The sequence below is a fragment of the Vibrio sp. 1180_3 genome (assembly GCF_029478545.1).
Lineage (GTDB): Bacteria > Pseudomonadota > Gammaproteobacteria > Enterobacterales > Vibrionaceae > Vibrio > Vibrio aestuarianus.
This window is the reverse complement of record NZ_SJFM01000322.1, coordinates 1-218: the sequence shown is the minus strand read 5'-3', so window position 1 is coordinate 218 and position 218 is coordinate 1. Positions and strand designations below refer to the sequence as shown.

The window sequence follows — 218 nt, the reverse complement described above, 5'->3', positions numbered from 1 at the left end:
AACCTTGTTCGAGCAATACCAATCCAGTCATCTATCACAGCGGGTCTTCTGTGAGCGTAATGGGTTAAGTCTTTCTACTTTTTATGCCAAACGCCAGCAGTTACAAACTACGGAGTCAGCCAATATCAGTGGCTTTGTTAAAGCAGAAGTTATCGAAAAAACGACTCGCTACCAGATGGCTCAAACACCCGTCGCCAATATGACCTTATCGATAAATA

Annotated in this window: 1 protein-coding gene; it reads left to right on the top strand. The window is 43.1% G+C overall.

Translation table 11 applies throughout. The features are described 5' to 3' along the window. Window positions 1-218 (top strand): IS66 family insertion sequence element accessory protein TnpB (locus EYW48_RS21990; protein WP_277433140.1); only part of this gene is annotated, 218 nt, incomplete at both ends.